The following is a 19,745-nucleotide window of genomic DNA, read 5'->3' on the forward strand; positions in this document are numbered from 1 at the left end:
GCGCTCCTAGTTCCCGGAACCGGGGTCGCCGGTACCGATGCCGATGCGGACGATCACGAACTCGGCCGGCCGGACGGGCGCGACCCCCACCTCGACGACGACCTCGCCGACCTCCCGGCGGGCCGGCGGGTTGATCTGCTCGTCGACGCGGACGTAGTAGGCCTGCTCGGCGCTCGTCCCGAACAGCGCGCCGGACTTCCAGACCCGGTCCAGGAACTCGCCGACGCTGCGCTCCAGCCGTTTCCACAGCACCGGGTCGTTCGTCTCGAACACCGCCCAGCGCAGTCCCTCCTGGATGGACTCCTCCAGGAACAGCATCAGCCTGCGCACCGGCACGTAGCGCCACGCCGTCTCGTCGGCGATCGTGCGCGCTCCCCACACGACCGGCTGCGACCGCCCGGGGAACGTGCGCAGGGCGTTGATCCCCTTCTGGTTGAGCATCGCCTGTTCGGCCTCGACGACCGTGGACGCGAGCCCGGTGGCCCGGGCGACGACCTCGTTCGCCGGTGCCTTGTGCACGCCGCGCCGGGCGTCGCTGCCGGCGTAGATGCCGGCGAGGTGCCCGGACGGCGGCACGTGCACGCGTCCCCGTCCGGTCCGGTCGGCGGGATCGACGATCTCGATCCAGGGGTGGTAGAGCGCGGCGTATCCGTTCGGGGAGGACAGCTCGGCCCGGTGCGCGACGGCGCCGGTGATGTCAGCGCCCGCCGGCGCGTCCAGGATCGCGAAGCGGTCCGCGAGCGTCTGGCAGTGGTCGATCGCGACCTGCTGCAGGTCGGGCTCGACGACACCGGGCAGGCACACGATGCTGACCTCGTCGACTCCGGCCAGCGCCGTCAGCGCCCGGTCCCAGGCCTCCGGCGCGACGCTCGCCGGGACGTCCTCGCCGCCCGTCAACGATTGCGGGGCCGACGTCGACGCCGGGCGCCTGCCCGCGGGTCCCGCCGTGGTCGGCTCGTCCGGCAGGTCCACGACGACGTTGTCCGAGACCACGACGCGTGGCGCGTACCGGCTGTGCCGCGGGTCCATCGACAGGTGCCGGAACTCCGGTTCCGGACCGGCCGGGCCGCTGACGCCCAGCGCGAACTCCGCTGTGCTCAGGCCGACCGGCTTCGCCGAGCTCCCGAGCGCGTAGGTCTCGGCCAGACCGGGCGCGGCGACCGTCACCAGGTCACCGGCGACGCCGTCGACGAGGACGTCCTCGGCCGTCGCGTCCTGTGCGAGGTGCAGCACCGTGCCCGCCTCCACGCCGGCTCCGTTCTCGACGCGGAACGACCGCTGCCCGACGGTGAGATCGGCGATCCGCAGCGTCGCGTTCGAGCCGACCTCGAGCGCCCGGTCGAGCACCACCGTGTCGGCGGCGGTCCGCACGACGACGGCCGTGGCACTCGTGCCGGTCGTGACGGTGTCGCCGCGGGCGAACCGGGACGCGTGGTCGTCGTCGAGGGTGAGCGTCCGGCCGTCCGCGGAGGCAACGGTGCCGGTGGCCCGCCGGACGACGGCCGCGGGCGTCGCACCGGCCGGGAGGACCGGGTCGTCGTGCACGGTCACCGTGATCGCGTCGCCGGGTGCACCCGGCTCCCTGGCGCGCAGGCGCAGCGCGTCTCCGGTGTCCGCCTCCGCGGCCGCCAGCCCGATCTCCGAGCGGACGGCCCCGCCGACGCGCACGACCCACGCCGTGGTGCCGCCGTTGTCGAAGAACCCGCGGACGGCGGTGGCCAGGTGGCTGCCCTCGACCGGACCGCCGAACCGCTCGACGAACTCGTCCCAGCCGAACACCGGGCGCGGCGTCGCGTCCTCGCCGGCCCGCGCGAGCCCGAGGAACGCCGCGACGCTCGTGCCGACGCCGACGATCGGGCCGGTGGGCTCGATCCGTTCGATGTGCACGCCGGGGGCGAGCGTCTGGTGGTCGGGCATGCGCCACTCCTGTCGTCGGGCCGTGGGTCAGAGCGGGTCGAGGCGGATGTCGAAGCGGCCGTCCGGGACGGGGACGGCGGTGTCGCGCTGGGCCGGACGGAAGCCGGTCGCGCGGACCTGCACCGTCGCGGTGCCCTCCGCGCCGACCGGCAGCACGAAACGGCCGTCGTCGTCGGTCTCGCTGGTCGTGCCCGCGCCGGCCAGCCGGATCCACGCCCCGGCGACGGCGCCGGCCGGGCCGTGCACGGTCCCGCCGATCTGGAACCGGTCCGCGCCCGCGACCCGCACCCGCACGGTCGAGACGGGCATCCCGGCGTCGAGCGTGGGCGGGGGCAGCGCGGCCCGCACCCGCACCGTGATCGACGGCCGCAGCGGCGTGCCGAGGCCCGTCCAGAACTCCGGGCCGACGCCGGTACCGCCCGGCTCGGCGGCGACGACGGCCGGGTCCACCGTCGCGGCGCGCCCGACGAGGTACGGCCGGGGCAGGACGGGGTTGCGCAGCAGCACGTCGAGCACGTCGGACAGCAGCCGGTGCTCCTGCGGCTCGGCCTCCCCTCCCGCCGGGTCGATCTTGTTCCAGGCCGTGACGAGGTAGCTGCACACGACGCGGGCCGGGGAGGGCTCCACGAGGACGACGCCGTCGACGACGCGCCTGCGACGCTCCGGCGAGCGCAGCTCGCGGTCGTGCTCGATCGCGTACAGGTACACGTTCAGACGCAGGCCACTCGCCGTGTTGCGCCAGTCCGCGGTCGGTGTGGCGAACGAGATCGCGGCGCCCGCCAGCTCGGATCCGGTCGCTGCCTCGCCGGTCAGCATCGCGCGCAGCGAGTCGTCCAGATCCTTGATCACGACGCGACCGCCACCCGCGCCGATCGCAACAGGTGGGCGTGCGTCCCGAACTCGCCGTCGACGAGCGTGCGGCCGAGCTTCTGGTACTCCCGCCGGGTGGCGACGACCAGGTGCGCCATCCCGACCGTGCGGGCTCCGTCGGCGAGGGCCAGGCTCGCGGCGGCGACGGCGACGTTGCGGATGTAGCCGCCGGTCAGCTCGAAGCGCTCGGCCAGGAACGCCAGGTCGACGTCCGGGGCGAGCCGCCCGGCGTCCGGCCAGACCGCCCGCCAGATCCGGAGCCGGACGGCGGCGTCCGGGGCCGGGAACTCGACGACGAACGCCAGGCGTCGCAGGAACGCCTCGTCCATGTTGTGCCGCAGGTTCGTGGCCAGCAGCACCGGCCCGCGGTGGCGCTCGATCCGCGCCAGCAGGTGGGCGACCTCGATGTTGCCGTACCGGTCGCGGGCGTCGCGGACCTCGGAACGCTTGCCGAACAACGCGTCCGCCTCGTCGAACAGCAGGACGGAGCCGGCATCGTCGGCCGCGTCGAAGATCCGGTCGAGGTTCTTCTCCGTCTCGCCGATGTACTTGCTGACCACCCGGGCCAGGTCGATCGCGTGCAGCGGGCGGCCGAGCTCGGTCGCGACCACGGACGCGGCGAGCGTCTTCCCGGTGCCCGGCGGTCCGGTGAACAGCGCCCCGACTCCCGCCGTGCCCCTGGCGTGCGCGCCGAAGCCCCAGCTGCCGGTCAGCTCGTCGCGGTGCTCGATGCGGTGGCACAGCTCCCGCAGCTGCGCCTCGCGGTCCGGGTCGAGCACCAGCTCGTCCCAGGCGACCTCGTCGTCGATCCGGGTGGCGATGGCGTCCAGGTCGTGCCCGGAGGCGGCGCGGGCGACCCGGCGCAGGTCGGCGGGTTCCGGCCGGCGGACGGTCCCTGCCGCGACGACGGCGGCGCGGGCCGCTGTGGCGGCCGGCAGCGGGCAGCGGCGCGCGAGCGTGGCGACCTCGTCGTCGGGGAGCCGGATGCCCGCGGAGTCGAGCGCGTCCCGCCAGTCCCGCAGGCGGTCGGCCGGGCCGGTCGTCACGGGCGTCTCGGCGAGCGTGCCGGGCGGCACGGTCAGCGCGGCCGCGGGGACCGATCCGGCGAGCAGCGCCGTGGCCGGATGCCCGGCGATGGTGTCCCCGAGCGCGGCGAGGTCGGTGTGGCTGTGCAGGCGCAGGCAGACGACCTCGTCCCGGACCGTGGCCCGCACCAGCGCGGACCGCACGGCGGCGACCGGGTCGGCGCGCACCGCGTCGTCGCGGATGTCGAGCTCGGTGACCGGCACGTCGAACCCGTCCGCGAGCTCCTCGAGTGCGCGCGCGACCGCGTCGGTGTCCCCGCACAGGTACGGACGCACCGAGGTGAGCAGCTGCGCCGCGATCCGGTCCACACCGGACCGTCCGAGACCGCCGGGCGACCGTCCCGCCGTCACCGTCCGGGTGCCGGGCGCGGGCTCAGAGGGGAGGCCGAGCAACGCCGCGACGACGTCCGGGTCGATGCGCACGGCGCGTGCCGCGAGCGGTGCGGCCGGCGTCGCCGGATCGGGGTCGACGCGGAGCAGACCGGTCCGTACGAGGGTGGAGCCGCCGACGAACTCGGCGAGTCCGGTCAGCCGCTCCGCGTCCGAGGCGCAGAGCAGGCCGAGCACCAGGTCGACGATCGGGCGGCGGCGGGTGAGGTCGTCGCACAGGAAGCCGTAGATCCGCTCGTAGCGCAGGTCGATCTCGGGGGCCAGCGCGACCAGGACGACGTCCAGCTGGAACCCGGACAGGCCGAACCGCTCGCGCAGCCGATCGAGCGCCGATCCCGGTCGCACGCACGCGGAGAACGGCCGCCCTGCGGGCACGCCGAGCACGGCCCCTGCCGGGCGGGCGAGCAGATCGGCGACCTCGTCCGGCCCGACGGCGACACCGCTCCACGGGTGCACCGGACCGCGATCCCCACGGGCGCGCTCGACGAGCTCGGCGAGACGCGCGTCGAGCCGGGCCAGGGCCAGGCGGAGCTCGTCGAGAAGATCCCCGCCCGTCACGTTCGCCCCCCACCGTGCCCCGCGTCCGGTCCGGCCGGAGCGGTCGTCACTGTACGAAGCCGGACGGTCGCCTCACATCGTTCGTCTTGGGGATGTGCCGGGTTAGCGTGGAGTGCGTGACCGACGTGACGCACAGCGCGCACTGGGGTGTGTTCAACGCCCGTCGCGAGGACGGGCGCTGGCGGGTGCGTCCGCACGCGGGCGACCCGGACCCGTCGCCCGTGCTGGACAACATCCCGGACGCGCTGGACCACCCGGCCCGCGTCGCCGCCCCCGCGGTCCGCCGCAGCTGGTGGGAGAACGGACCCGGTCCGGACGACCGCCGCGGCACCGATGAGTACGTCGAGGTCGGCTGGGACGAGGTGCTGGACCGCCTGGCGGGCGAGCTGTCCCGCGTCCGCACCGACCACGGGGACGCCGCGATCTACGGCGGCAGCTACGGCTGGGCGAGCGCCGGGCGCTTCCACCACGCGCAGGGCCAGCTGCACCGCTTCCTGGCCGTCACCGGCGGCTACACGCAGTCGGTCAACACGTACTCCGGCGGCGCCGCCGAGGTGATCCTGCCGCGGATCCTGGGCGGGTTCGACGCCGTCACCCGCTACTCGGTGAGCTGGGACCAGGTCGCCGCGCACACCGACACGGTGCTCGCGTTCGGCGGCATGGCGCTGAAGAACTCGACCGTCGCGTCCGGTGGCGTCAGCAGGCACGTCGAACGCGGTGCGATGCGGTCGGCACGGGCCCGCGGCACACGGTTCGTGCTGGTCAGTCCGCTGAGGCCGGACCTCCCGGACGACGTCGACGCCCAGTGGCTGCCCATCGAGCCGGGCACGGACGTCGCGCTGATGCTGGCGCTGATGCACGAGGTCGTCGCGGCCGGACGGCACGACCGGGAGTTCCTCGCGACGCACTGCGCCGGCTGGGAGACGCTCGAGCCGTACCTCGCCTCCAGGACCCCCGAGTGGGCCGCCGTGATCACCGGCATCGACGCCGCGACGATCCGCGAGCTCGCCGCCCGCCTCGGAACCGGGCGCACGCTCGTGACGTGCGCGCAGTCGTTGCAGCGTGCCGAGCACGGCGAGCAGCCGGTCTGGGGCGGCATGGCGCTGGCCGCCGTGCTCGGGCAGATCGGGCTGCCCGGCGGCGGGTTCTGCTACGGTCTCGGCTCGCTCGGGCACTACGGGCGCCCGCGCAACGCGGTGCCGGTGCCGACGCTCAAGCGCACGCCGAACCCGGTACGCGAGTACATCCCCGTCGCGCGCGTCGCGGACATGCTGCTGCACCCCGGCGAGCCCTACGACTACAACGGCGAGCGTCGCACCTACCCGCACGTGCGCCTCGCGTACTGGATCGGCGGCAACCCGTTCCACCACCACCAGGACCTCAACCGGCTACGACGCGCGGTCGGCCGCCTGGACACGTTCGTCGTGCACGAGCCGTTCTGGACGGCCACCGCCCGGCACGCCGACGTCGTGCTCCCGTCCACGACGACGCTGGAGCGCGAGGACATCGGCGCGTCCGGATCCGATCCGCTGCTGGTCGCGATGAAGCCGCTGTCCGCTCCGGTCGGCGGCTCCCGCGACGACTACGCGATCTTCACCGAGCTCGCCGAACGCCTGGGCCACGCCCGCGAGTTCACCGAGGGGCGCACCGCGCGCGAGTGGCTCGGGCACCTGTACCTGCGCACCCAGAAGGCGCTCGTCGACCGCGGCGACCCCGCCCCCGACTTCGACGACTTCTGGGCGGCCGGGGAGCTCGAGCTCCCGCCGGGCCCGGACGACGGCGGAGTGCTGGCCCGGTTCCGCGCCGACCCGGAGGGGCACCGGCTGCCGACACCGTCCGGCCTGATCGAGATCGCGTCGTCGACGATCGCCGGGTTCGGTTACGACGACTGCCCCGGCCACCCGGCGTGGCTCGAGCCCGTCGAACGCCCGGACGCCCGGCACCCGTTGTGGCTGGTGGCGAACCAGCCGTCGACCCGCCTGCACTCCCAGCTCGACTTCGGAGCGCACAGCCGGGGGGCCAAACGCGGGGGCCGCGAGGTGCTGCGCATGCACCCGGACGACGCCGCCGCGCGCGGGATCACCGACGGCGACGTCGTCCGCATGGCCAACGACCGTGGCGCCGCACTGGCCACCGCCCGCGTCACCGACGAGATCCGCGCCGGCGTCGTGCAGCTGCCGACCGGTGCCTGGTGGGACCCGGAACCGGACGGCACGTGCCGGCACGGGAACCCGAACGTCGTCACCCGCGACGCCGGCTCGTCGAAGCTGGCCCAGGGGTGCACCGGGCAGCTCTGCGCCGTGCAGCTCGAGCGCTTCGACGGCGACCCGCCCCCGGTGCGGGCGCACGTCCCGCCACCTGTCACCGGGCCGCGGCGGGACGGAACCGCGTGACCAGCTCCACCGTCCGGTAGCGACGGAACCACGCGACGACGGCGACGAGCACGAGCAGGAGGAACGGGAACAGCGCGGCGGCCACCCCGAGCGTCGCCGTGCGGACCGGCGTCCGGCGGCGTTGCGCAACTCGGGATCCCCTTGACCGCCGTTGGCCATCTGGCTAGGTTTCTGGCCGTGCGGTCAGATTCCGGGACGGACGGCCAGAAGGGGTCGACGTTCATCGAACAGGCCCGGCGGCGCCAGATCGTCGACGCGGCCGTCGCCACCGTGGCCGGGCAGGGCTTCGGGGCGGCGTCGCTCGCCGCGATCGCGCGGACGGCGGGGGTGTCGAAGGGCGTGATCTCGTACCACTTCTCCGGCAAGGAGGAGCTGATGGAGGCCTGCGTGGAGCGGGTCTACACCGGCATCGCGGAGCGGGTCGTCCCGAAGCTGGAGGGGCTGTCGGCGCTCGACATGATCCGCGAGCACATCCTCTCGGTCGCCCACGACGGGATGACCCATCGCGACGAGATCCTCGCCGTCGGGGAGATCGTCACGCATCTGCGCACGAAGGACGGCTCGCTGCGCTACACGGCGCGGGACAACGAGGCGCTCTACGAGGGGCTCGAGTACATGTACGCGGCCGCCGTCGAGCAGGGGGCCGCGCGCGAGTTCGACCACCGGGTGATGGCGGTGACCGTCCAGGCGTCGCTGGACGCGATGTTCGGCTACTGGGCCGTCCACCCGGAGCACGACCTGATGGCGCACGCAGCGCAGCTCGCGGACCTGGTCGTCGCGGCCGTCCGCGGACCCGGGTAGCACCCGGACGAACGGGGGGAGAGATGACAGTGATCGAGACCGGGGGAGCGGCGACCGCGCCGCGACCGACGACCACGCCGCCACGGGCGTCGCGGACGGCGTGGCTGGACAACGTGCGGGTCTGGCTGACCGTGCTGGTGCTGGCCCACCACGCCGCGCTGACCTACTCGGACCTTCCGCTCTGGCCGTACTGGGAGCAGCCCCGCGACGGCAGTTCGGTGGCGCTCGACGCGCTGGTCGCGGTGAACCAGTCCTGGTTCATGGGTCTGTTCTTCCTGATCGCGGGCTACTTCGCGCCGTCGGCGGTGGACCGGCACGGCGCTGGTGGCTTCGTGCGGGGACGGCTGCTACGGCTGGGGGTTCCGTACGTGCTGTTCGCGCTCGTCCTGTCGCCGATCTTCCGGTACCCGGGGTGGGCCGACGGCGGGGGACAGGCGACCGGGACCGACTTCCCGACGTACATGGTCCGCTACTTCGACTCGGGCCCGCTGTGGTTCGTGCTCGTGCTGCTGGTGTTCTCGCTGGTCTACGCGGCGGTTCGGGCGTTCGGGGCGGGTGTGGGCGAGACGCGCATCGGCCGGACGCCGGGCATCGGCGTGGTGCTCGGGCTCGGGCTTGCGCTCGGCGTCGTGTCCTGGGTCTGGATGATCGGGACGCCGAACGGTAGCTACTGGACCGTCGTCGGGCTGCCGTCGCCGAGCTACCTGCCGCAGTACGCGGGCGCGTTCGTGGTCGGACTGCTGGCCGCCCGCAGGCAGTGGCTGCGGACGCTGCGGGTGCGGACGGCCTGGACCTGCGCACCGATCGCGCTCGGCACGATCGTCGGCCAGCTCGCGGTGCAGCTGGCCGGCGGTCCGGCGGCGTCGGGTGGCGGCTCGGTGACGTCGTTGGTGGCCGCGGTGTGCGGAGGGGTCTTCGCGGCCACGACGATGGTCGTCGTGCTGGTGCTGTTCCGCCAGCTGCTGGACCGTGACGGTCCGGTGTGGACGTTCCTGTCCGGTCAGGCGTTCGCCGTGTACGTGCTGCACGCACCGATCCTGGTGTGGCTCGGCGTCGCGCTCGGCGGGTTCGCCGCACCGGCCGCGGTCAAGGCGCTGATCCTGCTGGCCGTCGGCATCCCGGTCTGCTGGTCAGCAGCCTGGCTGCTGCGTCGGATCCCGTTGGCCCGCAGGGTGTTCTGAGTCCCGCCTCAGGACGCCATCCGCTGCCGCGCCCGGTCGGTCCCACGGCCGACCGGGACGCGGCCGACGGCGGCGGCGAGACCCAGCTCCGGCATGTCGCCGTAGACGCTCTCGCTGGCCGACACGTGGTAGGTCTCGTGCCAGATCCCGACCGCTCCCGGGATCCTCTTCGCCCGCCGGAAGAACTCCGTCCACGCCGGACGGTGCTGCCGGTCCGGGTCCGAGGCGTACCCGTACAGCGACTCGACGTCGCGCCAGTACTGGATCACGATCGGCCCGTCCTTGCTCATCGCCAGGCGGTAGCCGAGCAGGCCGGAGTCCGGGTCCTGCGCCAGCTCGCGCAGCATCCGCGGCATCGCCGACGCGACCGGCCACCAGGCGTCAGGGCGCCACGGCTTGTTGATCCGCATCCCGATCAGGAAGACGACGATGTCGCCGCCGCTGCTCGTGTCGTGTGTCGTGCGTTCGACCGTCATGGATAGTTAGACTATCCGAGAGTGGATAGTTGCGCTACCCGTTCTGGAGCCAGGCCCGGACCTCGTCGCCGTCGGCCCCGAGCCGCGGGGGCGAGCGCCGGTAGGTGGGCGGTGTCGCGGAGAAGTCGACGGGACTGCGCACGGTCGGCACGGCGGCGTCGTCGGCGGCCGTCGCGACCGGCTCCAGTCCCAGCTCGCGGGCCAGCTCGACGCCGCCCTCGATCGAGTTGATCGGTCCACAGGGGATCCCGACGTCGGTGATCGCCTGGAACCACTCGCGCGTCGTGCGGGTGGCGAGCCGGGCCAGCAGCCGGTCCTTGATCTCCACCCGGTGCTCGACGCGGCCGGACATCGTGGCGAACCGCGGGTCCTCGGCCATCGCGGGGTCGCCGAGCACCGTGCACAGCTTGCGGAACTGGCCGTCGTTCGCGGCGATCACGATCAGTTCGCCGTCCGCGGTCGGCATCGGCTCGTACGGGAACACGCTCGGGTGTGCGTTGCCCATCCGCTGCGGGACCACGCCGGCGCCGACGTACGCCTCGGTCTGGTTGACCAGGCAGGCGAGCGCGGTGGACAGCAGGTTCGTCTCCAGCAGCTGGCCCTCGCCGGTCGCCTCCCGGTGGCGCAGCGCGGCGAGGATCGCGACGGCCGCGTGCAGGCCGGTGAGCACGTCGAACATGGCGGCGCCGACCCGGAACGGCTTCCCGTCGGCGTCGCCGGTGAGGCTCATCAGCCCGGACGTGGCCTGGGCGAGCAGGTCGTAGCCCGGCAGGTGGGCTCCGCCGCGGGTGCCGAACCCGGAGATCGAGCAGTAGACGACCGACGGGTTCGTCGCCGCGACGGACGGGTGGTCGAGTCCGAAGCGGACCATCCCGCCCGGCTTCATGTTCTCGATCATCACGTCGGCCCGGGCGGCCAGGCGCTTCGCGTCGGCGAGGTCGTCGGGGTCCTTCAGGTCCAGCACGATCGAGCGCTTGTTGCGGTTGATCGACAGATAGTAGGTCGCGACATCGTCGCGCACCGGCGGCTTCCAGGTGCGGGTGTCGTCGCCGCCCGGTCCCTCCACCTTGATCACGGTGGCGCCGAGGTCGGCGAGCACCATCGTCGCGTACGGGCCGGCCAGTACCCGGGAGAAGTCGGCGACGAGCACGCCGTCCAGCGGGCCGCCGGTGGGGGAGTCGGGGAGCACGTTCGCCACGCTAATCGATCGCCGGGTGGCAGGATCTCGCTGTACTGTGTCGTTCCTGCCGATTCCGGTTCGTCGCCCGGTGCCGGACGGTGGACGCATGACCTCGACCCTCGACGGTGTCCTCGCCCGCGTCCTGCAGATCCTGCGCACCCAGCAGGTCCTGTGGGCCGCGATGGAGCGCATCGACCCCGACCCGACCCCGTACCTGCACTGGGAGCCGACGACGGCCGGGTGGCGCCTGTACGGGCGCCTGGTCCCTCCGGACTGACGTGTGAGTTCCGCCCGCCGCGTTGACCCCCGCGTGCGCCCCGTGGTCGAGTCCTCGGTCGGGGTCGACGACGAGGAGGGTTCGTGGAGGCAGGTCCGCTGGACGGCTTCTACGACGTCGTGCACGCCCGCCGCGACGTGCGCACCGGCTTCCGGCCGGACGTGCCCGTCGACGACGCCGTGCTGCGACGCGTGCTCTGGGCCGCGCACGCCGCCCCGAGCGTGGGCTTCTCGCAGCCGTGGGACGTGCTGCTCGTCCGTGACCGGGCCGTCCGCGCGGGTGTCCAGGCCCTCGCCGCTGCGCATCGGGACCGGTACGCCGCCTCCCTGCCCGCGGCGCGCGCGTCGGCGCTGCGGGCCATCCGCACCGAGGCGATCCTCGAGACGCCGCTGAACGTCGTCGTGACCTCGGATCCGACGCGTGGCGGCCGGCACACGCTCGGCCGCTTCGCCCGCCCGGAGATGGCCGAGCGCTCCGCCGTCTCGGCCGTGCAGAACCTGTGGCTGGCCGCGCGCGCCGAGGGGCTCGGCGTCGGGTGGGTCAGTTTCTTCGACGACGACGGCCTGGCCGAGCTGCGCGGCATGCTCGGCATCCCGGCGCACGTCGACGTCGTCGCGTACCTGTGTGTCGGGCACGTCGACGAGTTCCCGGACGAGCCGGAGCTGGCCGGCGCCGGGTGGGCCCGGCGGCGTCCGCTGGAGTGGGCCGTGCACGACGAGCGGTGGGGGCGGCGCGCGCTGCCCGGGGAGGAACCGATGGATCTGCTGGACTCGACGCTCCGGGAGATCGTGCCGCCGTCCGCCGAGGCACGGGACGCGGCCCGCGAGCGGCTGGACCGGATGACCAAGCCGCGCGGCTCGCTCGGCCGGGTCGAGGACCTGGCCGCGACGCTGTCCGCGATCGCCGGGGCCTGCCCTCCGCCGGTACCGGAGCCCGCAGCCGTCGCCGTGTTCGCCGGGGACCACGGCGTGCACGCGCAGGGCGTCACACCGTGGCCGCAGGAGGTCACGGCACAGATGGTCGCGAACTTCACCGCAGGCGGCGCCGTCGTGAACGCGTTCGCACGGCAGCTCGGCGTGGAGGTGCAGGTCGTCGACGTCGGCGTGGCCGCCCATCTCGATCCGGTGCCCGGCCTGCTGCCGCGCAAGGTCGCGCCGGGTACCGCGGACATGACCACCGGTCCCGCGATGACCCGTTCCCAGGCCCAGCACGCCGTCGAGGTGGGCATCGAGGTGGCAAGGGACCTCGTCGCGGCCGGGAACCGCTGCCTGCTCACCGGCGACATGGGCATCGCGAACACGACCGCCGCCACGGGGCTGATCTGCGCGTTCACCGGCGCCGACCCGGCCGACGTGACCGGGCGCGGCACCGGGATCGACGACGAGACGCTGGCCGGCAAGACCGACGTCGTGCGCCGGGCACTCGCGCTGCACCACCCGGGGCCTGCCGATCCACTCGGCGCGCTGGCCGCCGTCGGGGGCCTCGAGCACGCGGGCCTGGCCGGTCTCGTGCTCGGCGCCGCCGCGCTGCGCGTGCCCGTGCTGCTCGACGGCGTGAGTGCCGGTGCCGCCGCGATCGTCGCGGCCGGGCTGGCTCCGAACGCCGTCGGATACTGCATCGCCGGGCACCGGTCGGTCGAGCCGGGCAGTGCGCTCGCGTCGTCGTTCCTCGGTCTGGAGCCGTTGCTGGACATGGAGATGCGGCTCGGCGAGGGCACCGGTGCGCTGCTGGCCCTGCCGCTCCTCCATGGCGCGGCCCGCGCTCTCGCCGACGTCGCGACGTTCGACAGCGCCGGGGTGACCGACAAGACCGGTGAGACGTCATGATCGGAGACTCCGGAGCGATCCGTACGCGTGATGGCCGGATCGCTCCGCACTCACCGATCACCCCGTCGCGGCCTGCCTCCACGGGGCCGGTGATCGACGGCTGCGGCGCAGGTCGTTCGCTCACCGAACGCCCGGCTCCACGACGGTGGATCACCCGTGGCTGAGCGTCCGCCGATCGTGGTCGTCGGGATCGGGACGGACGGGTGGGCGGGCCTGACCGGAACCGCTCGGGACGCGCTGGTCGCGGCCGACGTCGTGCTCGGTGGGCCGCGTCAGCTGGACCTGCTCCCGGGCGACGTGACCGGTGCGCGCCGGGCCTGGCCGTCGCCGTTGGTCCCGGCCGTCCCCGACATCCTCGACGAGCTGGACGGACGTCGCGTGGTCGTGCTGGCCAGCGGCGACCCGATGTTCTTCGGGATCGGGACGACGCTCGTCCGGGTCGCCGGAGCCGAGCGGCTGCAGGTGATCCCGCACCCGTCGTCGTCGAGCCTGGCCTGCGCTCGGCTCGGGTGGGCCCTGGACGGCGTCGAGACCGTCAGCGTCGTCGGGCGTCCGGTCGACGCGCTGGTCCGGCGGCTCGCACCTGGCGTGCGCGTACTCGTACTGAGCTCGGGAGAGGACTCGCCGGCGGAGATCGCGAAGCTGGTGTCCCGGCACGGGTTCGGTCCGTCGCGGATGAGCGTGTTGGAGAATCTCGGCGGCCCCGACGAGCGGGTCGTGCGCGGGACGGCGGGGGGCTGGAGCGGACCCTCTGCGGCGCTGAACGTCGTCGCGCTGGACTGCGTGGCCGAGCCGGACGCGCGGCTGCTGGGCGAGTCACCGGGACTGCCGGACGACGCGTACGACTCCGACGGGCAGCTCACCAAGCGCGAGATCCGCGCCGTGACGCTCGCCCATCTCGCGCCCCGACCCGGCGAGCTGCTGTGGGACGTCGGTGCCGGGTCCGGCAGCATCGGGATCGAATGGATGCGCGCGCACCGGACGTGCCGCGCCGTCGCCGTCGAGGCCAGGGCCGTCCGAGCGGAACGGATCACGGCGAACGCCGCGGCACTCGGCGTGCCCGGGCTGCGGGTCGTCGTCGGCTCGGTGCCGGAGGCGCTCGACGGGCTCGACACACCGGACGCCGTGTTCGTCGGCGGCGGCCTGACCCGCGACGGCGTGCTGGACCGTGTGCTCGCGACCGGAGCCCGCGTCGTCGCGAACGCGGTGACCGTGCAGACCGAGGCGGTACTCGCCGCCGCGCACGCCCGCCACGGCGGGACGCTCGTGCGCGTCCAGGTCGGCCGGGCCGAGCCGGTCGGCGGATTCCACGGATGGAGGCAGTCGATGCCGGTGACGATCTGGAGCCTGAACCGATGACCGTCCACTTCGTCGGCGCCGGACCCGGGGCGGTTGACCTGCTCACGTTGCGCGCCAGGGACATCATTGCCGCCGCGCCGGTCTGCCTGTACGCCGGGAGCCTCGTGCCGCCGGAGATGCTCGACCTCTGCCCGCCGGGTGCGCGCACGGTGGACACGGCGCTGATGACGCTCGACGAGATCGTCGAGGAGATGGTCCGCGCACACCGGCACGGGCTCGACGTCGCGCGACTGGCGTCCGGCGACCCGTCGGTGTTCTCCGCGATGGCCGAGCAGATGCGGCGCCTCGACGCCGAGGGCGTGCCCTACGACGTGTGCCCCGGTGTCCCGGCCTACGCCGCCGCGGCCGCCGCGCTCGGCCGGGAGCTGACCGTCCCGACCGTCGCGCAGACCGTGACGCTCACCCGGATCGCCGCCCGGGCCACGCCGATGCCCGACCACGAAAAGCTGGCCGAGCTCGGGAAGGCCGGCGGGACCGTCGTGCTGCATCTGGCCGTGCACCGGATCCGCGAGGTCGTCGACGCGCTCGTCCCGTCCTACGGTGCCGACTGTCCGGCCGCCGTCGTCGCGCACGTGTCGCGGGCCCACGAGGCCGTCCTGCGCGGGACCCTGGAGCAGATGCCGAAGGCCGTCGACGAGTCCGGGATCCAGCGCACCGCCGTGATCATCGTGGGGGAGGCGCTGGCTGCGACGGCGTTCCCCGACTCGCACCTCTACTCCGCTGACCGCTGCAGGACCTGAGCTGCGGTACCGTGTCCCCGGACGCCGACGACGGATCGAGGTGAGCGTGGTGTCGCTGGACCACTACGGTGCCGCCGCCGACCCGGCTGCTCGGACGCTGGACCAGGCTGCGCGCAGTGCGCTGGGGTCCGTGCGCGCCGAGGGTCTGGAGCCAGATGCGTTCGGCATGTCGGTGATCGAGGCGGTCTGTGCGGGCGAGTTGACCACCGATGGGGCCATCGCCCAGATCGTGGCGCACTACACGGCGTGACCTGGGACCCGGATCTCGACCTCGAACACGGGGTACTCCGCAACCGCCTGAAGATGACTGATCCGGCTGCGCTGGCCGCGGCTGAGGCGGCCGCGACGACCGTGCGCATCCGGGACGTCGCGAAGAAGCCGATCCCCGGCGGCTACGACCTCCCGCACCTCCAGCACATGCACTGGTTCATCGCCGGTGACGTCTACCCGTTCGCCGGCAAGATCCGGACCGTCCGGATGGGCAAGGGCGGCAACATGTTCTGCGCACCCGAGGAGATCGAGACGCGGGCCTCGACGCTGTTCGACGACCGCACCGATCCGGTCCACCTGCGCGAACTCGGTCGCTCGGACGTCCTGAGCGCCGCGACCGGACTGATGACGGATCTCGTATGGCTGCACCCGTTCCGGGAGGTCAACGGGCGCACGATCCGCGCGTTCACGGCACAGCTCGTCCGTACTGCCGGCTGGTCCCTGGACTGGGACGGCCTGGACCGCGAGCGCAACCGCGCTGCCGCCCGCGCGGCGTTCGACGGTGACCTCGCGCCGCTGCGCGCACTGCTCGACGAGCGACTCCACCGGGCCTGACAAGGCCGGGACCGACGCTCGCCCGCGTGGTGATCGGCAACGCGGTCCGGTCCGGCGCCGCATACGGCCCCGATCCGGACGCTCTCGCTGATCTCGCGCTAGGGCCGTCGAACCTCTCGGTTGACGCAACTCATCGGTTGCGACTAACGTTGCAACCGTTCAGTTGCGACAGGGAGGCGGCATGGGGTTCCCGGACCGGATCGAGCGGACGGTGCGGATCGGTCGCGCACCGGAGGTCGTGTGGGACGCCCTCACCACGGCCGAAGGGCTGGCGTCGTGGTTCGGCGACCGCGCCGAGATCGACCTGCGCCCCGGAGGCGCCGCCCGTCTGATGTGGACCGACGTCGGCAAGGACGCCGAGCTGAGGGTGGAGCGCGTCGAGCCTCCGCACCTGTTCGCGTTCACCTGGCCCATGGACGGCGTGCCGTCCGGCGACCCGCGTCGCAGCTACGTCGAGTTCACACTCGTCGCGGACGGGGAGGGGACGCTGCTCACCGTCGTCGAGACCGGGTTCGCGCAGCTGGACGGCGCCCACCACCGCACCGCGTACGACGGGCACGTCGAGGGGTGGGGCCGCGAGCTCGGCGAGCTCGTGGACGCCCTGGCGGCATGACCGAGGACGAACAGGTCGCCGAGCGGGTGTTCGTCGCGCTCGCCGACCCGAGTCGCCGGGCGCTGCTCGCGGCTCTGGCGACCGGCGGCCCGGCCACGGCCACCGACCTCGCCGCCCGCCTGCCGATCACCCGGCAGGCGATCACCAAGCACCTGACCCGGCTGGCCGACGCCGGCCTGGTCGAAGCGGAGCCCGGCGAGGGACGCCGGATCCGCTACCGGCTCCGGTCCTCCCCGATGCAGGTCGCGCAGCGGTTCCTCGCCGCGCTGGCCCGCGACTGGGACGGCCCGTTGGACCGGCTCACGACGCACCTGGAGGAGGAGCCATGACCCGACCCGAGATCGTCGAACCCGATGTCTGGCAGACCGCCCGCGACGACCTGCTGGTCGCGGAGAAGGAGGCGACCCGCGCTCTGGACGCGCTCGCCGCCCGCCGGCGCAGGCTGCCGATGACGCCGTTCCCGGACACCTACACGTTCACCACGCCGGACGGCCCGCGCACGCTCGCCGGGCTGTTCGACGGCCACGACGTGCTGGTCACCTACCAGTTCATGGACATCGGACCGGATCACTACTGCTCGGGCTGCACGTACTTCTCGGACAGCGTCCCCGCCCACGCGCCGACGCTGCTCGCCGAGCACGGCGTGCGCTGGATGCACGTGACCGAGATGGACCTCGACCGGTTCGCCGCCTACCGGGAGCGCAAGGGCTGGACGATGCCCTACGCGTGCTCGCGCGGCACGACGTTCGCCGACGACACCGGTGCCGGGTCGGGGTTCGCGCTCTCGGTGTTCCTGCGCGACGGGAACGACGTGTACCGCTCCTACGCCACCACCGCCCGCGGGATCGACCGCCTCGCGTTCGTCAACGGCGTGCTCGACCTCGCGCCCTACGGCCGTGGCGAGACCTGGGAGGACTCGCCCGCCGGGTGGCCACAGGTGCCGTCCGCGGAGAACCCGTGCCTGCTCACCGCGGACGGTGTCGCGACCTCGTACGGGCGCTGGCGCAATTAGTGCCCCGTCCAGAAACGTTCGGCACGGAACTCGGCGGCCCAGGCGCCCGCCGGCGGCGTTGCCGACCGGGCCGAGTACGCCCGGTACGAGGCCCGGCCGGCGCCTTGCCGGCGAACGCCTGGATCCGCCGATTTCGGCACCGACGTTCCTTGACGGGGCACTAGCTCTCGAGGAACGCAAGGACCGTCGCGGCGTAGAGCGGCGACTCGGTGATGTCGTAGTGGGTGGCGCCGGGGACGATCGCCAGCGCGTGCCCACCGGCCGGACGTCCGGAACGGTCCCAGCCGCCGTCGCGCAGGCCGCCGCCGAGCAGCGCGAACACGTCGGCGAAGTGGCTCACCGGCGCCATGTCGGCGTCCGCGGCCATGATCAGCGTCGGCACCCGCAGGCCGCGGACCACCTCGGTGAGGTCGAGGTCGTGGGACATCCACTCGCCGAGCTTGTCCAGCAGTCGTGGGAAGTCCTCGGGTCGGGGTGCGACACGCTGGTACAGCTCGTACATCGGCGTCTCGGTCATGAACTCGGCGGCGGCGCCGCTGACCTGGCCCTGCTGGGCCCGGATCTCCGGGTCCAGCGCGTCGGACCGGGTGAAGACCGACGTCAGCACGAGCCGGCCGACCGCGTCCGGGTGCTTCGCCGCGACGTGCAGCGCGACGCCACCGCCGAGCGAGTAGCCGACCAGGTCCGGGTGGTCGAGGCCGAGGTGGGCGATCAGCGCGGCGATGTCGTCGGCCATCGCCTCCAGCGTGAGCGGGCGGTCGATGTCGGCGGTGCGGCCGTGTGCCTGGAGGTCGACGGTGATGACCTGGTGGTCCGCGGTCAGCGCGGGCAGCAGCGGTCCGAACGACTCGCCGGACATCATCCCGCCGTGCAGCAGGATCATCGGCCGTCCGGTCCCGTGGGTCTCGACCCAGAGGCTGATGCCGTTGACGTCGACGTACTGGCCGGTGGTGGCGGTGGTGTCCATAGGGGTGGCTCCTGGTCTCGGTGGGCTGTTGCTCCTACAGACGCCACCGGGACCGGGAACTCATCGGACCTACGGCCGCGCCGCGAACACGGCGTTGAACGGCGTCTCGCTCGCCCGCTCGAAGCGGGTGAACCCGGCTGCCGTGACGATGTCGCGGATCGCCGCCTCGCCCGCCTGCGCGCCGAGCGCGTACCCGCCGGACTGCGACTTCGCGTTCGGCACGCACAGGTAGCCGGAGAAGCCGTAGTAGACGCGGCCGACCGGGTTCATGTTGTCCGCCGCGGTGTCGGCGGCGATCGGCTCGACGATCAGCCACGTGCCGTCGTCGGCGATCGCCCGCCGGACGTGCTGGGCGGTCGACGACGGGTCGCCCATGTCGTGCAGGCAGTCGAACGTCGCGACGAGGTCGTAGCCGCTTCCGGAGAATCCGTCGGCCGGAGCGACCTCGAAGCGGGTGTTCGCGCTGACGCCAGCGTCGGCGGCACGCTTGCGGGCGATCTCGATCGACCCCTCGTGGTAGTCCGAGCCGGTGACCGTGGTGCGCGGGTAGGCCTCGGCCATCAGCACCGTCGACGCGCCGAGGCCGCACCCGATGTCGGCGACCCGCCCGCCCGCGGCGAGCTTCTCGCCGACGCCGTCCAGCGCCGGGATCCAGGTCGCCACCAGGTTGGCCAGATAGCCCGGCCGGAAGAACATCTCGCACCCGGTGAACACGTCCTCGTGGTGCTCGTGCCAGCCCATCCCGGCGCCGGTGCGGTACGCCTCGGTGATCTGCGGCTCGGCCCGCAGGGTGCCGAGGGCCAGCACGAACGCGCCGGGCAGGTAGAGCGGCCCGGACGGGTCGGTCAGCGCGAACGCCTGCTCCTCGCTCAGCGAGAACGTCGAGGCGTCCGCGTCGCGCTCGACGTACCCTCCGGCCGCCTGCCCGTAGCACCACTCGGTCACGTACCGGGTGTCGGTCCCGGTCCTGCGCGCCAGCTGCTCCGGTGTCGCCGGGCCCTCGGCCAGCGCCCGGTACAGACCCAGCCGGTGCCCGACGACGATGCCGCCGGCTCCGATCGTCGCGCCGAGGTCGGTGACGAACCGGCCCAGCAGCTCGTTGAGCATTCCCTCGTCCATGATTCCGTCCCTTCCCGGCCGCCCACCGCGGGCGGCGTCGGGGACGACGGTCACCGGCGCCCGTCCACCGGACCGTCAACCCAGCGTGGGTCACGACCGTTCGGGCCAATCCGAGCGGGGAGCCGGACGTACCCGTGTCCGGAACCTCCCGGATGC

Annotated in this window: 19 protein-coding genes; 12 read left to right on the plus strand and 7 right to left on the minus strand. The window is 73.6% G+C overall.

Features of this window, described 5'->3' with window-relative positions; translation table 11 throughout:
• Window positions 1–6 precede the first annotated feature (6 nt).
• From EV378_RS34110 to EV378_RS34120, 3 genes are read right to left on the minus strand one after another with little or no spacing between them, the layout of a single operon-like run.
• A complete protein-coding gene (locus EV378_RS34110) occupies window positions 7–1,917 on the minus strand; it encodes a phage tail sheath subtilisin-like domain-containing protein (RefSeq protein ID WP_132432026.1) in 1,911 nt (636 codons plus the stop codon).
• A gap of 27 nt (window positions 1,918–1,944) precedes the next feature.
• Window positions 1,945–2,766: a Pvc16 family protein gene (locus tag EV378_RS34115; RefSeq protein WP_132432028.1), complete on the minus strand. Its 822-nt coding sequence runs from the start codon at window positions 2,764–2,766 to the stop codon at window positions 1,945–1,947.
• On the minus strand, window positions 2,763–4,820 hold the full coding sequence (locus tag EV378_RS34120) for an ATP-binding protein (protein ID WP_132432030.1): 2,058 nt from the start codon (window positions 4,818–4,820) through the stop codon (window positions 2,763–2,765). Before EV378_RS34120 ends, EV378_RS34115 begins: the two co-directional genes overlap by 4 nt.
• A gap of 116 nt (window positions 4,821–4,936) precedes the next feature.
• Here EV378_RS34120 and EV378_RS34125 point away from each other — a divergent pair, with 116 nt between their 5' ends.
• The 3 genes from EV378_RS34125 to EV378_RS34135 all read left to right on the plus strand — a co-directional run bounded on the left by EV378_RS34125 (window position 4,937) and on the right by EV378_RS34135 (window position 9,195).
• Complete coding sequence (locus tag EV378_RS34125; RefSeq protein WP_341540461.1) at window positions 4,937–7,213, plus strand: molybdopterin-dependent oxidoreductase; 2,277 nt, start codon at window positions 4,937–4,939, stop codon at window positions 7,211–7,213.
• Window positions 7,214–7,390: 177 nt separating this feature from the next.
• Window positions 7,391–8,014 carry a TetR/AcrR family transcriptional regulator gene (locus EV378_RS34130; RefSeq protein WP_132432034.1) on the plus strand — a complete coding sequence of 208 codons (624 nt, stop codon included), beginning with the start codon at window positions 7,391–7,393 and terminating at the stop codon, window positions 8,012–8,014.
• 23 nt (window positions 8,015–8,037) lie between these two features.
• Window positions 8,038–9,195 carry an acyltransferase family protein gene (locus tag EV378_RS34135; RefSeq protein WP_132432036.1) on the plus strand — a complete coding sequence of 386 codons (1,158 nt, stop codon included), beginning with the start codon at window positions 8,038–8,040 and terminating at the stop codon, window positions 9,193–9,195.
• A gap of 8 nt (window positions 9,196–9,203) precedes the next feature.
• Here EV378_RS34135 and EV378_RS34140 read toward each other — a convergent pair whose 3' ends face one another.
• A complete protein-coding gene (locus tag EV378_RS34140) occupies window positions 9,204–9,671 on the minus strand; it encodes a DUF4188 domain-containing protein (RefSeq protein WP_132432038.1) in 468 nt (155 codons plus the stop codon).
• A 34-nt stretch (window positions 9,672–9,705) separates the two neighbouring features.
• Window positions 9,706–10,860: a CaiB/BaiF CoA transferase family protein gene (locus tag EV378_RS34145; RefSeq protein ID WP_243653901.1), complete on the minus strand. Its 1,155-nt coding sequence runs from the start codon at window positions 10,858–10,860 to the stop codon at window positions 9,706–9,708.
• Window positions 10,861–10,957: 97 nt separating this feature from the next.
• Between EV378_RS34145 and EV378_RS35700 the strand changes: the two genes are divergently transcribed.
• From EV378_RS35700 to EV378_RS34185, 9 genes are all read left to right on the plus strand, one after another.
• Window positions 10,958–11,128: a hypothetical protein gene (locus tag EV378_RS35700; protein ID WP_165922617.1), complete on the plus strand. Its 171-nt coding sequence runs from the start codon at window positions 10,958–10,960 to the stop codon at window positions 11,126–11,128.
• Window positions 11,129–11,211: 83 nt separating this feature from the next.
• A complete protein-coding gene (gene cobT / locus EV378_RS34150) occupies window positions 11,212–12,954 on the plus strand; it encodes a nicotinate-nucleotide--dimethylbenzimidazole phosphoribosyltransferase (protein ID WP_132432042.1) in 1,743 nt (580 codons plus the stop codon).
• Between the two features lie 156 nt (window positions 12,955–13,110).
• Window positions 13,111–14,313, plus strand: a complete 1,203-nt coding sequence (gene cbiE / locus EV378_RS34155; protein WP_132432044.1) for a precorrin-6y C5,15-methyltransferase (decarboxylating) subunit CbiE — start codon at window positions 13,111–13,113, stop codon at window positions 14,311–14,313.
• On the plus strand, window positions 14,310–15,053 hold the full coding sequence (gene cobM / locus EV378_RS34160) for a precorrin-4 C(11)-methyltransferase (protein WP_132432046.1): 744 nt from the start codon (window positions 14,310–14,312) through the stop codon (window positions 15,051–15,053). The genes cbiE and cobM overlap by 4 nt, the downstream gene beginning before the upstream one ends.
• Before the next feature lie 46 nt (window positions 15,054–15,099).
• Window positions 15,100–15,303 (plus strand): antitoxin VbhA family protein, encoded by a 204-nt coding sequence (locus EV378_RS34165; protein ID WP_207908948.1) that lies wholly within the window; start codon window positions 15,100–15,102, stop codon window positions 15,301–15,303.
• Entirely contained in the window at window positions 15,300–15,878 is a 579-nt protein-coding gene (locus tag EV378_RS34170) for a Fic/DOC family protein (protein WP_243653902.1), read from the plus strand. Before EV378_RS34165 ends, EV378_RS34170 begins: the two co-directional genes overlap by 4 nt.
• Window positions 15,879–16,059: 181 nt before the next feature.
• Window positions 16,060–16,491, plus strand: a complete 432-nt coding sequence (locus tag EV378_RS34175; RefSeq protein WP_132432050.1) for an SRPBCC domain-containing protein — start codon at window positions 16,060–16,062, stop codon at window positions 16,489–16,491.
• Window positions 16,488–16,820, plus strand: coding sequence for an ArsR/SmtB family transcription factor (locus EV378_RS34180; protein WP_132432052.1), 333 nt, complete (start codon window positions 16,488–16,490; stop codon window positions 16,818–16,820). The genes EV378_RS34175 and EV378_RS34180 overlap by 4 nt, the downstream gene beginning before the upstream one ends.
• Complete coding sequence (locus EV378_RS34185) at window positions 16,817–17,503, plus strand: DUF899 family protein (protein ID WP_132432054.1); 687 nt, start codon at window positions 16,817–16,819, stop codon at window positions 17,501–17,503. Before EV378_RS34180 ends, EV378_RS34185 begins: the two co-directional genes overlap by 4 nt.
• Before the next feature lie 160 nt (window positions 17,504–17,663).
• Here EV378_RS34185 and EV378_RS34190 read toward each other — a convergent pair whose 3' ends face one another.
• Both EV378_RS34190 and EV378_RS34195 read right to left on the minus strand, forming a co-directional pair.
• Window positions 17,664–18,470, minus strand: a complete 807-nt coding sequence (locus EV378_RS34190; RefSeq protein ID WP_132432056.1) for an alpha/beta fold hydrolase — start codon at window positions 18,468–18,470, stop codon at window positions 17,664–17,666.
• A 69-nt stretch (window positions 18,471–18,539) separates the two neighbouring features.
• Entirely contained in the window at window positions 18,540–19,589 is a 1,050-nt protein-coding gene (locus EV378_RS34195) for a class I SAM-dependent methyltransferase (protein WP_132432058.1), read from the minus strand.
• Window positions 19,590–19,745 lie beyond the last annotated feature (156 nt).

Source organism: Pseudonocardia endophytica (genome assembly GCF_004339565.1).
In the GTDB taxonomy this organism is placed as follows: domain Bacteria; phylum Actinomycetota; class Actinomycetes; order Mycobacteriales; family Pseudonocardiaceae; genus Pseudonocardia; species Pseudonocardia endophytica.

What these genes read in the sequence shown, in the direction of transcription:
- EV378_RS34175 (WP_132432050.1), top strand. Translation starts at nt 16,060, where the DNA reads ATGGGGTTCCCGGACCGGATCGAGCGGACGGTGCGGATCGGTCGCGCA.
- EV378_RS34140 (WP_132432038.1), bottom strand. Translation starts at nt 9,671, where the DNA reads ATGACGGTCGAACGCACGACACACGACACGAGCAGCGGCGGCGACATC.
- cobM (WP_132432046.1), top strand. Translation starts at nt 14,310, where the DNA reads ATGACCGTCCACTTCGTCGGCGCCGGACCCGGGGCGGTTGACCTGCTC.
- EV378_RS34190 (WP_132432056.1), bottom strand. Translation starts at nt 18,470, where the DNA reads ATGGACACCACCGCCACCACCGGCCAGTACGTCGACGTCAACGGCATC.
- EV378_RS35700 (WP_165922617.1), top strand. Translation starts at nt 10,958, where the DNA reads ATGACCTCGACCCTCGACGGTGTCCTCGCCCGCGTCCTGCAGATCCTG.
- EV378_RS34135 (WP_132432036.1), top strand. Translation starts at nt 8,038, where the DNA reads ATGACAGTGATCGAGACCGGGGGAGCGGCGACCGCGCCGCGACCGACG.
- EV378_RS34195 (WP_132432058.1), bottom strand. Translation starts at nt 19,589, where the DNA reads ATGGACGAGGGAATGCTCAACGAGCTGCTGGGCCGGTTCGTCACCGAC.
- EV378_RS34110 (WP_132432026.1), bottom strand. Translation starts at nt 1,917, where the DNA reads ATGCCCGACCACCAGACGCTCGCCCCCGGCGTGCACATCGAACGGATC.
- EV378_RS34185 (WP_132432054.1), top strand. Translation starts at nt 16,817, where the DNA reads ATGACCCGACCCGAGATCGTCGAACCCGATGTCTGGCAGACCGCCCGC.
- EV378_RS34180 (WP_132432052.1), top strand. Translation starts at nt 16,488, where the DNA reads ATGACCGAGGACGAACAGGTCGCCGAGCGGGTGTTCGTCGCGCTCGCC.